General features: G+C 36.4%; 10 protein-coding genes. 1 reads left to right on the top strand and 9 read right to left on the bottom strand.

Features of this window, described 5'->3' with window-relative positions; all coding sequences use genetic code 11:
• Positions 1 to 149: 149 nt before the first annotated feature.
• The 9 genes from cas2 to K333_RS0102845 all read right to left on the bottom strand — a co-directional run bounded on the left by cas2 (position 150) and on the right by K333_RS0102845 (position 13382).
• Positions 150 to 419 carry a CRISPR-associated endonuclease Cas2 gene (gene cas2, locus K333_RS0102880; protein ID WP_024988989.1) on the bottom strand — a complete coding sequence of 90 codons (270 nt, stop codon included), beginning with the start codon at positions 417 to 419 and terminating at the stop codon, positions 150 to 152.
• The gene (gene cas1 / locus K333_RS0102875) at positions 419 to 1396 is read right to left on the bottom strand and encodes a type V CRISPR-associated endonuclease Cas1 (RefSeq protein ID WP_024988990.1); all 978 of its coding nucleotides are present in this window, start codon (positions 1394 to 1396) and stop codon (positions 419 to 421) included. The genes cas2 and cas1 overlap by 1 nt, the downstream gene beginning before the upstream one ends.
• Positions 1383 to 1952: a type V CRISPR-associated protein Cas4 gene (cas4, locus tag K333_RS0102870; RefSeq protein WP_024988991.1), complete on the bottom strand. Its 570-nt coding sequence runs from the start codon at positions 1950 to 1952 to the stop codon at positions 1383 to 1385. The genes cas1 and cas4 overlap by 14 nt, the downstream gene beginning before the upstream one ends.
• Positions 1952 to 5713 (bottom strand): type V CRISPR-associated protein Cas12a/Cpf1, encoded by a 3762-nt coding sequence (cas12a, locus tag K333_RS0102865; RefSeq protein ID WP_024988992.1) that lies wholly within the window; start codon positions 5711 to 5713, stop codon positions 1952 to 1954. The genes cas4 and cas12a overlap by 1 nt, the downstream gene beginning before the upstream one ends.
• A 261-nt stretch (positions 5714 to 5974) precedes the next feature.
• Positions 5975 to 7291, bottom strand: a complete 1317-nt coding sequence (locus K333_RS0102860; protein ID WP_024988993.1) for an IS4 family transposase — start codon at positions 7289 to 7291, stop codon at positions 5975 to 5977.
• 288 nt (positions 7292 to 7579) lie between these two features.
• The gene (locus K333_RS0102855) at positions 7580 to 11059 is read right to left on the bottom strand and encodes an SIR2 family NAD-dependent protein deacylase (RefSeq protein ID WP_027452310.1); all 3480 of its coding nucleotides are present in this window, start codon (positions 11057 to 11059) and stop codon (positions 7580 to 7582) included.
• A gap of 88 nt (positions 11060 to 11147) precedes the next feature.
• Positions 11148 to 11411, bottom strand: coding sequence for a hypothetical protein (locus K333_RS13420; protein WP_244870403.1), 264 nt, complete (start codon positions 11409 to 11411; stop codon positions 11148 to 11150).
• Between the two features lie 11 nt (positions 11412 to 11422).
• Positions 11423 to 12100, bottom strand: coding sequence for a hypothetical protein (locus tag K333_RS12630; RefSeq protein WP_238314197.1), 678 nt, complete (start codon positions 12098 to 12100; stop codon positions 11423 to 11425).
• Between the two features lie 28 nt (positions 12101 to 12128).
• A complete protein-coding gene (locus tag K333_RS0102845; RefSeq protein WP_027452309.1) occupies positions 12129 to 13382 on the bottom strand; it encodes an ATP-binding protein in 1254 nt (417 codons plus the stop codon).
• A 409-nt stretch (positions 13383 to 13791) separates the two neighbouring features.
• On the opposite strand from K333_RS0102845, the gene K333_RS11760 reads away from it, so the two are divergent.
• Positions 13792 to 14037, top strand: coding sequence for a helix-turn-helix transcriptional regulator (locus tag K333_RS11760; protein ID WP_024988995.1), 246 nt, complete (start codon positions 13792 to 13794; stop codon positions 14035 to 14037).
• Positions 14038 to 14066: the final 29 nt, after the last annotated feature.

The raw sequence follows: 14066 nt of genomic DNA, 5'->3' as shown, positions 1-14066 counted from the left end.
AATATGCGAAGAATGGAAGAACTTTTGAGATTATTGATTCACATATTGTCCCCACCTGATAGAAAAATGTATTATGTATGCTTGTTTAAGTGCTTGATTATAAGTAATTTATGGGTTTGAAGATAAAAATGTAGAGACTAAGAGTTGTTTTATAGAAAAACTATAGGTTTATCTCTGTGAATTGCATTCCCATATTTGATTAAATTGTCTTTATCGACATCAAATATGATAACACTATCATCTGCTGTGAAATGTTTCGCCCATGCCTCAATTTTGGAGACAAGATTGTCAATGACTCGATTGGTATTCGCAACTTCATAGACGGAATATTGTAGTCTGATTGCTCCATGTGCCTTCAGCATTTTGGCAAATCGGCCTCTCCAAAGATTATCTGAAATATCGTAACTAATTATTTTCATCAATATATAAATTTAGGATATTCTATTGTAGATTTCCTCCCCATAAAACAGCGATAGTATTGCTGGATGTATTTGAATATATCCATTTTGTAATCTATTAAGCTTTTATAGAAGATGTTATAGTAGTCAGAGCTTTTTTCATATTTTAAGTGTAGTTCACCCTTTATCCTGGTAAAGTCTTGGACCTTAAATTGCTTTTTGTGAAAAGCTAAGAGGGTGGTGTGGTCTATGATGCATCTAAATGGTTCCATAATATCGCAAACTAGGGACTTTCGTTGGTACCATAGACGATGATATACTCCTTTATATAAATCAAATCCGTACATTCGAAGAAAGGATTCCAAATAATTGAAAAGAATGGTATATCCGATATCTAGTGTAACATTTAATGCATCACATTTCATTCTCGGATGCCTTCCTTTCCAGTCGAACTCATGATAATATGCTGAAAAGAAGAACTTAGCGGTCGAACCCTCTATTCCCATCAATAAATTATAGTTTTCAATGTCTTCTATTGTTGTTAATGCAGCTTCACATTGATTGATGGCTTGTGTTGTTAATTCGTCTTTTTTACGTGTCTTCTCTAATATAGACTTTTGATTTGAAATCTTATTTGTTATTAATATCTTGGCAATATGTAAGTCTGTATCTTGATATTCATATTGTCGTTTTCTCAGCAAATAGTTTGCTTCTGCGGAGTTAGACCAAAAGAACACGGGCCGTAGATTAGGTTTCATAACTACCAAAGCAATCCCATGTATTTTACATTTTTCAATTAAAGGCGTTGTTATGGTGATATGCCCAATTATGAATAATGCTAGAATCTTTTGGAAAGGAAATTTGGTCAACGTGGTTTTCTTGTCTTCCAGAATTTCTTCTAGCATTAATTCTCCATTCTGTACTCGTAGACTTCGTGTATGTTCTATACAGTTCACCACAAAGATGGTACGTGTTTCTATATCCTTATGTGTAAACATTATCGTAGGTTGTTTTGTCGCAAAGATTACAATATATACAGTGTAAACATTTATTGGTGTTTACAGTAATTACATCTTCAGATGGATTATAGTTCTTAAACTGTTGAATAAATATTTCTAGTTCTTTTTTGTTTTCTTCAGATGGTATCTTTATAGGTATCATCTTGTTCGTAGATATTTCGTAGAAATTGAGTAATTCTACTTGATAACCCATTTCTGTCATACAGAAGTATTGGGCCCAAAGTTGATAAATTTGTCCTCTAAAAATCTTTTTGATATTATTTTTCCTTTCTATGAGTTGTTTCTTGTCAGACTTGTAGATGTCTATTTTTCCTCTTATTCCTAGCTGGTCGCTATATACTGGCATTGAATACAAATCGCTTTTACGTGTACTACCTGTCTTTTTATCTATGCCTTCGTGTGCAATTGAACCTTTTACTTGAGGGGTAGCTTTATACAGACTTTCATCCGTCTCCATATATACATTATGTAGATATATGGAGTACGGACAAAAGATGTAGTCATTGAGAGTTGCTATGGAAATGTAATCATCCATTAGTCTTTCAAATATGGTTTATCTTGGGCAAATTTTAACCAATCTTTATTTGTGATGGTTTCAAATTTGAACTTCTTCTGGGGATCTGCTTGTTTAATCTGTCGAATCAGCATGAGACCTTTGCGGGCAATGTTGTATGCACCATTGGCATCAGCATTTTCAGGAAAGTTCTTACCATTTATTCTGCTATCATAGAAATTTCCATCTTCATCAGCAACAGGAGAAATAAGATAGTCGATGTCTGTACCTGTAACGCTATTACGCATTTGAAGTGTTAAGTGTAGTAGGTTATGCAATTCTTGGAAGAATTTCTTTTCAGTCTCTTGCATTATAGATTCTTTTAGATTGCTAGTGATGTCAATCTTGTATTTTTCGAAGAGGGCTTTAAAGGATTCCGTAAGATTGATTTCTTTATTGTCCCATTGTGCATTCTTTTCGGGGTTGCGGAATGTTTGGATTCTTGTTCCATGTGTACAAAGAGTCCACTTTGTGCGTGTACCTTCAGCCTTTGTTGTAAAAGTGTTGTAGTCGAATACAAACTCAAACCAATTCTTTTCTTTATTATATCGAATGATATCAAATTTACTCCAAAATACTTTTGTTTCTTTTATACTTTCATATCGAGTATTAAACAAGTTTACAAAACCAGTTATAGGGTCAATCTTCGAGGTGTTCCATGCTGGTATATAAAACAAAAATCCGCTTTGCTTACCTATTTTTTTGAAACTTTCGAATTTGTTGGTTAATTGATAAGCATTCAAAACACCACCGACTTCATTTGCATCAAGTTTCTTGTCTACCAGATAGTTCAATTTATCAATTAGTTTCTTCTCGAATTTCTGGTATACTTGTTTTTCAACTTTTTGTCGTCCACGCATAAAGCCTCCGTTTAGATCCTCAAGTACAACTATGGCATTATATTTTACCATCATATCTGTAATCTTGTGAATCACTTGACTCATGTATCCATCTTTCAGTTCTTTGATAGACTCAATACTACTCCAACTATGACGAGCTTCTGTACGTTCTTTCTCACGCTTTTCTAATAAGTTGTGGTAGTTAGTTTTGTAGGTGACACCTTTATATTCATTAATGATTTCGTTAAGAGTCATTTGCTTGATGATATTGCCTTTTAGGTCTATTAGTGAGAGATAGAGAAGATGGCGTTCACCACGGTCTATACCAATAATGTGTGTGATACCATTTTGGCGAATTACTTCTTGTACAATTGGATTGATGTTGTTTTGTCCTGTAGCCTTGAAATTTATAGTGATAGGTACATGGAATTGAAACTTATCAACTGTGTATCGACGATCTTTGATAATATCATATTTGAAGGTGCTGGTATGTTTCTTGTTTAATTCATTCTTGTTGGTAATAGGGTGTTGAGCTGGATGAATGATGCGATTTTGGTGCTCAATACTAGATTTACGATAGAATACTTCAGCCTGTCCATTCAACTTATAGACTACATCGGATAAGTTACGCTTATCGAAGAGCATTTTCCAATAGAGTGTATGTAAGTTTGGTGTTCCTTTACTGAACTGGGAGAAATCTTTATTCCAAATTTGGAAAAGATAAAGTTTACCTTCTTTAACCAAACTGTGAATATATGAAGCGGAAACAGGATGCGAAGTAAGTCGGTAGCCTTGTTGCTCGACTTCACGATAGAATCCACTGATGTCTTCATAAGTTTCAGTGTCTGAAAATTTAAAACCGAATTTACTCCAGTCTTCATGTTTCTCAATAGATGTCTTAAAGAAATTAATTAATCTATGACAATCTGTTAAATTAAAGTTTTTCCCCTTCTTATGTGTCCCTTTTTTATAGCAATTTATTATAGCTTCTGATGGCTCAAATTCTTTTATCCTTGATTTTGAAAAAAAGACTTTTGGAAGCATCTTATTGGCACCAGGTAAAAGCTTATAATCAATTTTATCATAACATTCTCCATCTGAAGGTGTTATGTCAGTATCAAAAATATGATTTGTTTTCTTGTTTATAATACCAAGATAATAGGAATCATTTTTTCGCAAAAGAATTCCTGCACAATCATGTTCTTTGTTAACATCCCATCCTCCAAGTAACTGTGCATTATCGAAATTTAACTTTATTTTCTCTGTGCTATAAGGTTTTCTTGTTAACCAGTTCCTAACCTTGTTGTATAGAGGAGTTATCGTGTCTAACTCGTCCCATATTGCTAAGAAGCTACCATAGAACAATTCGTCCTTCTCATTTTCTTCACCACTACCAAGTAAAGGCTTGATAAAATGTTGAAGTTCTTTGAGTGCATCAAGCAGTGTTTTGATTTTTTCTACAGCTGTCTTGTTCTGTGAAAGTTTATTATCAGTATCTTTTATCTGTAAGAAGACTTGTGCATCCTCGTATGCATTCTCAATCTGGGCAAAGATGTCCTCTTTTTGGATTGACTTTGTGTTGATGGCTCCCTGTGTTATGAAATAATCTTCGATGTTTCGAGGTTTACCGTCTTCCATTTCTGGTTGAGGTAATTTGTTGAGGAAAGCGATACTAAAGCTTTTTTGGGTTTTGAATATCTTGTTTATTCTATCTTCAAAATTTTCGTCAGTTTCCTTTTTCTTTCTTGGAGTTAGAACTCTTAGCTTATTTTTTATTCCATTGGTGAATACATCATAACGACCGAAAAGATTTTGGGAAATTTCTGTTAATGAGAGATCATTGGTTATATTGATTTTTTCAAGATTATAGTCTTTTATATTTAAGAGGAGATTGCGCAATGATTCATTTTCATTGCCCATTAATACGTTATGTAAGTGATTGTATGACTCTGTAATAGCCGAAAGCATTTTCTTGTCAGAATCAAATTCTTCCGCTATCCATGATAATTTTTCACGATCGCTGAGAATCTGTTTGTAAAGTGGAACAAGAAATGGTAATCGTTTGCTTTTATCTTTTTGTTGTTGATTATATAGATTTACGTATTCATTGATTCCTTTTATTTCTGTACCATCTTCCAGAACCTTCTTACCAATGATATAGTTGTAAACCTCGATGTGAGGTTGCGTTAGGGTTTCTGAAAAATAATCCAATTGAAAGATTTCTTCAATGCTGTTTACATTCAAGTATTCTTTCCAACTCTCATAAATATCTGAAAAATGTTCAGAAACAGAAGAATTTGCTATTTTAGCAAAGGACCTCATGTTGTCCATAAACTTTGGTAAGTTTTGATGGATGAGCCTATAAGCGATAGCAGTTGATTTCTCTTCAGAAGAATACATGTTCTTTCGATTTTCGTAGAAGCCAGTAAAGTATGTGGTGAAATCTTCAAACTGTTTTACGATATTTTTGTCTTTTTCATCTTCAAGAAAATTAACTAGGTCTTCGCGGATGAATTCCTTCTTGAATATACGATCGTATGCAGAACCGCTCTTTGTTAATTGTTCGGTAATACTGCTGCGTAGGTTGTCTTTGATTTCTGTAAAATCTGCTTCTTGAGCGTCGTTACGTTTCGTAAGCTCATATAGTTCTTGATATTCTTCGAGTGAGTTTTTTTCTCCTTCGCTCTCTAAAGGAAGTTTGAAGTCCCAAAGGCGGTCTTTGATGAATTGTTTATGATATTCATCAATAAAGCCTTTTACTATTAGGTAATCCTTAGCTCTCTGTTCGTCTTTCGTTAGAATTCCATTTTTTTCGATGTTCTCCTTTGTCTTTCCTATTGGCTTTAGTTCAAAGCGTAGTGTTTTTGAAAGGGGATATAATCCCGTAAAATTTTTAATATTCATATTTATGTATTTAGTTTTTCTTGGTTTCTCTATTAATCTTCTACAAAAATAGTAATTTTTATCTATATATGCAATAATATAAAAGATAAATGTTGGAAAATAGGATATAATAGTTCATGAAAAATAAATAGGGTATAGCTCAGATGAGCTATGCCCTATTATATATTATTATTGCTGTCCGGTAAAACCCGGATTCCGTGATTTTAGCTTTCGGAACCCCAGCAAAACCGGGACATGATTCTTATTTCTGAAAAGTAACCCCTATAGGTCATCAAAGAGGCTTAATTGTATATATTTCGGATTGTAAGCCAAAGCCTGCTTTCGCTGGGCCTCCTTGAGATCACGCCAAGCACGTAAGGGGTCTACGACCATGGCTACAATATCAATATAGGAGAACATTGTAAGCCGGATAGCGCATACGAGATTGGAAAACGACATCTTATCTTTTGCCTCTTTGGAGATAACCCTTGTCAAGAGATAGGCTATCATAACCGACCAGATCTGTATTTCTATGGCATTAACGCTGTCTCCCAGGAAATACTTCAAGGGAAAGTTCTGCTTAAGACGTTTAAACAAACATTCTATCCCCCAACGCCGTCTATATATTTCACAGATTTCACTTGCTGACAAACTGAAATTATTGGTAATGAACGCAATAGTCCCTTTCTTATCATCGGTTTTCTTCACGACGCGTCTGAGAACTAACATTCCCGTCTCAGTTTGTTTAACTGTAGGACGTTTCTTTGGCTTCCTGCCTCGTCTGTGTTTCATTTCCTCCTCGGTCAGCTCTCTTTCCGTAGTATGACGATAGACGACCGATATCTTCTGGTCAGATACAATGTCATCATCGCTACTACATGTTATATTCTCTATCACAGTAAAGCTCATTTTGTCCTTTTGTCTGGTGACAAAGAAGATGTCATGGTCTGTGAATTGCTTCCACATCCAGTAATCTACATAACCCATGTCAAACGTGGCGAATGATCCAGATGGGAGCGACAAGATACTGTTCATTCTACTGTGGTCGTGTATGGCAGCGGCGGAGTAATCTACAAATGACGGAAGTACACAAGATGCCTCTAACAGCGTATGAGCCTTTATACCGCCCTTTTTCTCGTTATTTTTAGGAGTCCGTCCAACGCCCTTAAGTATCTGAGAGAAAAGGCTTATCGTGGTCGAGTCAAGGATGTACAACCCCTTCTGAAGAGCCTTGGAAGCCTTGCTGTCCGATAAAAGGGGCGAGTATCGTTCGTACAGGGCATTGTAAACGTCGCCAAAGAATTGACTTGTCCGTTTCTTGTTTGCATCAGACAGAGTACTGCGCCTCACCAAATAGGCGATGCCTAAGTGATTCAGGCGGGTTACGTTGGCCTCAAAGCCCTCTACAACTTGCCTGATAGACTTGGCTCCGCTCAATGCCGCATATATCATCACTACAAGATGCGTAAATGCATCAAAGCTCTTCACGTATCTGTTGACTTTTGTAGTTGTGGCTAATTCATTCACCTTATCTCGGTTTATCAACTTTATTATCTGACTTAGTACTGGATGTCCGGAAAAATTAGTATCTTTGCTCATGGTTACCATCGTTTTTGTTTAGCAACACAAAGATAGTAACTTTGGGGAAGAATCCAGCGGGATTTATTCCCCTTTTTTCAGCTCTTGATTTTTTCGTTTACCGAACAACAATAATATATTATAAATTCTTCTTAGATTACTTCACCTCCTCAAATCTAAACACTATTGTGTATCAGGTGTTTATAAATTCACGTGAACGATAAGAGAACGTAAAAGAGACTGTAAAGCCAAACAAAAATAGAAATCCACAACTTAGTTATTTGTGTTTCTTGCCGGGCACCTTTTCTTCTAACTCCTATTAGCAAGACGGACTCCTATTTCAAAGCCGTTTCTGACATCATTCTTTATATGTTCTTTTTCCATATAAGTTTGCCAAGCACTCAAACCTGTCCAGTCGGGCCAAATGATCGTCATGATTCCTGCGATTTGATTTGCATAATATCTAATATCGTCTTTTATCTCTTCTGATACCAAACAACGTTCTATTCGGTCAGGCAGATGTCTCATCCAATCTTCTAACATGACACGTGCTTCTTTACTTACTCCCTTATTCAATAAAACACCCCTTATAATATGGAGATATGTATGAGAATCTTCATTAAAGACATAAGACACCTTGCTTATGATGTTGTTAATTATAGTTTGGTTAACTCTTGAACCTTGTTTATAAGCCATGTAAACCAAAGCTTGACCTGCATCACGTACTAACGAAATAGAATCTGAGAATAGGGCATTTTTCACGTAGTCCTTGATTGTCCCCGTCTTCCATACACCCCAATATGATAAATGAGTCATAATTGTTAATACCGGATATCCATGCTTACGATATCTTTCTATTACACCTTTAAACGATTGCCATCCATCATTGTCTTTTGAAGGAAGTCCCTCTATTTGACTATAATAATTTAAAAATGAGAATATTTTCTCTACGTGAGGACGAAAACCACCAAAGAAGCTGTCTGAATCATCCTTTTTGAATGCATCTTCATTTTCTGTAAGAATTTTTATTACTTTGTTCAAGAATAGCGAGTGTTGTTCCTCTGTAAAACGAGGGAAGCCTATTTGAAGACGGAATAATTTATTCGAGATTTTATCTATGAAGGCAGAAGAATTCTCATTTGTGAAGTCTGTAGCCAAAAACGAATCTAACTCAGAAGCCGCTATGGATTTCATCGTATTTTCCTCTGCAGGAAACTCATAAAAAGATTCTAATTTATCATCAGATAAAGGCGGTATTGTTCTCCATACATTAATGCACGTATCTAAAACAGAAGAAGTTAAATCATCTTTCTTTGTCCGTTTTAAAATTCTGAGTCTTTTGTAAGCTGCTTGTTGCTCTTTAATTACATCAGACGATAAACCTGTCATGGCGATGTTACCAGCCTCTATAGAATAATCAATTTCATCTTTCAACAAATTGGGCATTTTAAAATCTTCTTCTCTAACGCCTGATTGCAAAATTGGTTGTTCCAAAGCTTTTTTCTGGCAGCGTTTCAACGATTCTCCAGACAAGTTGTCGTATAAAGTTTGGACTTGTTTTCCATCATACTTTCGTGAATGTTGACGATATACGATACAAAGCGCATTAAATACACGTTCCATTCTTTCCTGCGTAAGCAAAACTGAAAGTTTTACCAGTATGGGCAACAGACAAGTCAAAACTCGTTTCTGTAGGATTCTTCCTGCATACTGGTCAAGACCTATTTCGCAAGATGCAATCGACTTGTCAAAAAACGCACAAGCATCTTCTCGCCTAATATGTAATAATGTTTCACGGTTTAATGCATTTGTAGTTTTTGTCTCACAACATCTAACGATCCATTGTAATGCATACTTCGGATAATAACGCATTAATCGCTCTATCATAAAAGTCTTAGTCTCAACTTCCGAAGAAAAACCTACAGGCATACCAAATGGGAATCCTAACTTTTCATATAGTCGGAAATAACGAATCGCCCCATAATAATCTCCTCTAAATCCACTTCCGCCAAAATTCCATTGTTGACCAGTGTCTAATAGATTGAAGCCATGTGTTATTTGGTGATGCGAAGGTTTGTTTTCTTCTTTAACAATCATGTCGCGACAAGTTCTCGCAATCTCAGCAAAGTCGAAGTCTGAGTTAGATTTATCCATGGAATACATATAATCCATCCTCCATAGGAAGAGTTCTATGGCAGAGCGAACAGAAGACAACTGTGCGGAGTACTTTGATGTTAGAATATTCCTTTTCACTGACTTCAATAAGTCACGAAGCATTACTTGGGATTCTCGCAACTGCCCCATCTCTATCAGCATCCCGGCTTTCCACAAGTGGCCTTGATAATCAAATGAGCGGAGGCTCCAGTCATCAACAACTTGTTGAACGTTGGAATAATTCAATGTCGAGATGGCATATAGACATTTTATATAATTCAACTGCCGTTTATGCTCGTAAGTGAGTTGAGAAATGTGAGTCTCAATGTTTTCTAACAGATGAACATAATCATCATCTGCACCTTTGAGACGATAGGTGTTGAGAAGAGAAAGCTTTAATCCCAATAGCTTCTGATATGTAGCATTGTCCAAACCATTTGCATCTTCTGAAGGCAATTGTTTTAAAGCTTGTAGATACCATTCAATATCAGGAGATGCCAATGCAGTTTCAATACGCCAATTTACTTCGAACAAGAAATTCACTTGCTTTATAACATCATTAGCACACTTCGCATATATGTTGGTCCAGAAAGGTATATATTCCTTCGTGTCGGAAAATTCACGCATATGAGATGCTGGCAATACAATCCATCCTGGATACGATTCGCGTATCATCCTCATTTCTTTTATAAGAGCATCGACGTCGTAATTTTCTCCGATGTGTATTGATGTATGGGCATTTTTTAACTCTCCCGACCAATCCGTTTTATATTCCTTGCCTATATACATCAAGAAAAAATCCAATGCTTCCGAGAAACCACTAACTTTTTTTATGTCTGCAAGGTTGATGACATCGATTCCAAGGTCGTGCGAAAGATGAATATTAGAATCGTGCATTTGGTTGTTATACGTGATCTGATACACAGGAGAGGCCTGTTCTCCCATAACATCACGCAACCAGCCTATCCAACTGAGAAAATTTGGATCATCACCAGAGAACCCAATAAGGCAAAGAACATTTTCTATTAGAGACTGTCGCACTGTATTTACGAATTCTGGAAATCGTTGTGGATAAGTGCGATAGTCTTCTTCGGTTATAATAAATGGACGTATATCGGGAAAACTGCCATGTAACTTAATCAACCTTGGATGAGGCGTGTACAATAATGTTTCCTTATTTGTTACCTTGTAGTAATACCTATCAGCCTCTATGAAAGCCTTTTCTAACAGTGTGTCATAATTTGTAGTAAAAACATCAGACCATGGCAATTTCATTAGTTCGATATGCAATCGTCCTGGATATACACGCTCATCAGGCAGAGAATTTTGAATCAAAGATTCTAGCTCCCCTCTTCCTTTGGATGCCTCCACTTGAGATGCCAACCTAAGAACATTCTTATATCTTACATTCTTATCGTCTGGCTTTTCTCCATATAGAGTCTCATAGAAGTCATCTGCAAGCTCGAACCAATCTTTCATATGAGTGGCATCATCCATTTCGGCATTCTTGCTAAAGCCTGCACCAACTAAACAAGAAGCCTTTCCCTCATGTAAGTTCATACGTATAGCATTCAACTTCATTCTAAGGGAAGGATTCAACTCTTTATATAATTCATTGTATCTATTTTGTTTCATGTTCGTTCTGTTTTTACTATACCGACTAGTATTAGCTGTACAAGTTTTACTCTAATTGAACATAATATCAATTATTTTCAGATTGCTGTTATTTGTGTTTCTTGCCAAGCACCTTTTCTTCCAACTCTGGCAGATGCTCTAAGATATTCTCGTCAATTTTAATTGAATATGTACCTGTTGTGTTATGGAGCGTCTTTTGTATCGTGCCCTTCTCGGTATTCTTGAACCAAGAATGGAATAGATTGACTACAAACATAGCGAGCACCTCGGAGTCTATGTTATATTGATGGCCGATGTTCCAAGCAAAGTTCTTTAGGTCGGTCTGCTTCAGTTTCTTCTTTTCAATCTTCACCGATACACAATTCACAATGCCATTGTATTGAACAAGCAGCTTATAACGGCTTCCTCAATCTGGAAAAGCTCTTCATCGCTGAATCCGTGTGGAAGGAAAACAAGACGAGTATATCTAAGGATTTTATCAAGTTTGTCCTTCTCTTGCTTTTCTTTCGCTTCTGCCATTTGGGTGCGGTCAATGTGCAGTTGTTGAATGAACGGAGCCAAATCTCGCTGTGCGTTTTTAAGAGTCTCCTCCAGTTCTGATATAATCTGTGGCTTCAAATCTTTTGAGGCTTCAGAAACCTTAGGCTCTTGTTGTACAGGCTCAGGAACCACTTTGTTTTGTGGTGTTTCTACCGCAGGTTTTGTTTCCAACTTCTTTTGAATATCCTCCAGATGCTTTATGATGCAAGCGTCCATGTTCTCTTGGTCTGCTCGATTGTTTAATTCCTTTCTGTTGCTCTTGAAGTAAGCATAAAGACATTGCTTGATGCCATGAAGCAACAATACGAATACAGCATATCCACCTATAAATATAGGTATAGTGACAAGAAAACAAAGCAGTTCCTTGTCCTCACCTATCAATTGTTGAGCAATCTTGTAAGCGCCAACTATATAGGTAATGATAATCAGCCCTAAGAATGACGTGCCAATATAGCGATGCACTCCTTTTGTAGATGGAACGGGAAAGATGTCTATCTCCATAATTACCAAGTCTTATATATACAGATTATTAGATGTCTAAACTGTCCTCTTTTAGCAAGAAATCAAAAAGACCTATTGTTAGTATGCCGTCTTCATTGCGACGTGGCATGATGTGATCCTTCACAATGATAACCTTCTTGAAAGAATCATTAATGTTGGTCAGTGAACGAGACTCCTGTATCTCCTTTTCTCTGTCAGGTATAGACAATGCCGACTGCACATAGTATTTCTTACTGCCAAGACTGGCGATGAAGTCCACTTCCAGTTGAATACGAACCCACTTGCCATCCTTGTCTTGCTTCTTTATCTCCACCATTCCAACGTCTACACTATAGCCACGTGTGATAAGTTCGTTGTAGATGATGTTTTCCATAATATGCGTCTCTTCTTGTTGGCGCATATCGAGGATAGCATTTCTCAAACCAATATCAGAGAAATAGTATTTGGATAGTGTGTTGATGTATTTCTTACCTTTTATGTCGTAGCGTATGGCTTTGTTCAGCAGGAACGACTCTGACAGATAGGTAAGGTAATTAGAGATAGTTTGACTACCAATGCTTACATTCTTAACGCTTTTGAAGGTGTTCGACAATTTAGTAGGATTGCATGGAGCACCTATAGACGATGCCAAAATAAGTACCAGCTCACGCAGTTCATTATCATTTTTGATTCTATGCCTTTCGATAATATCTGCCAAATAAACTGTTTCGAATAGTCCCTTCAGATAGTTTATTTTCTTCTCTTCTGTTTCAAAAGATTGAATAAGCGGCAAACCTCCATAGGTGTAATATTCACGCCATGCATCTTGCTTGTCACCGCCAACGGCAGAGTAGAACTCTGCAAAAGATAGTGGGTTCACATGGATAGTTTCTCCTCGGCCACGGAACTCCGTTGGAATATCAGACGACAAGAAGTGTGAATTACTGCCAGTCACGTATGTGTCTGCATTATCAATATGACGGAAACTGTTCAATACATCCACAAACTCGTCCATCAGTTGCACCTCATCAATGATGATGTAATACAATTCCTTGTCCTTGATTCTGTCGTGAACATAATGGAGCATCATGTCTGGGTTCCTCAAATCCTTGTTCATGCGATCTTCAAGATCAATGCGAATAATGTGGTCATCTGCCACCCCATTATCTAATAGGTAGTGATAGAACAAGACGTTCAGCAGATACGACTTACCACATCTGCGGATTCCTGTTACCACCTTGATAAAGCCATTTTGACGGCTTTCGATCAGTTGTTTCAGATATCGATCTCTTTTTATCTCCATTGTTCTATATTATATTTTTGCCAGTATTGGCAACTTTTTACGATGCAAAGATAACGTTTTTATTCTACTGCACAAGTTTTACATTAAAAAACTGCCAATCTTGACATAATTTTTATGTATAGATAGCAAGAGTGACCAAATTTAGTTTCAAATTGAGACAATCTCAAAGCATTTGGCGAAACCTTTCTGATAATAAACTCTGTTTGATTGCCAATAGCAGAGGCGGAATAATGCCATCCAAGAAGTTCAAATAGTGATGGTTCAGTCATGAAATTGGTTATAAAAACAGCTTTTGATTTGGCAAAACTCATAAAAAAGTATAAAAATTGGGGTAAAAAATTACTAAAAACGATTAGTGTTCGTAAAAGTGATTTATTTTCACTATATTAGTGCCATAAATCCGAGTGATATGGAAGATATAAATCGAATTAAAGTCGTATTAGTAGAGAAGAAGCGAACCAACAAGTGGCTTGCTGAACAAATGGGTGTAAAACCCTCCACTGTTTCCAAATGGTGCACCAACTCTTCTCAGCCAGATGTTGCAAGTCTGCTAAAAATTGCGGACTTGTTGGAAGTTGATATCAAAGAACTCATAGTTCGAGAGTATAAAGCTTATATTGAAAAGGCCAACTCTACATTGGGTTATATTGAATAGCGAATTGAAAAAAACAAAAGATTTTTTGA

Origin of the sequence: Segatella albensis DSM 11370 = JCM 12258, assembly GCF_000426565.1 — a bacterium.
Taxonomy (GTDB): Bacteria; Bacteroidota; Bacteroidia; order Bacteroidales; family Bacteroidaceae; genus Prevotella; species Prevotella albensis.
This window is presented reverse-complemented; position numbering and strand designations above follow the sequence as displayed.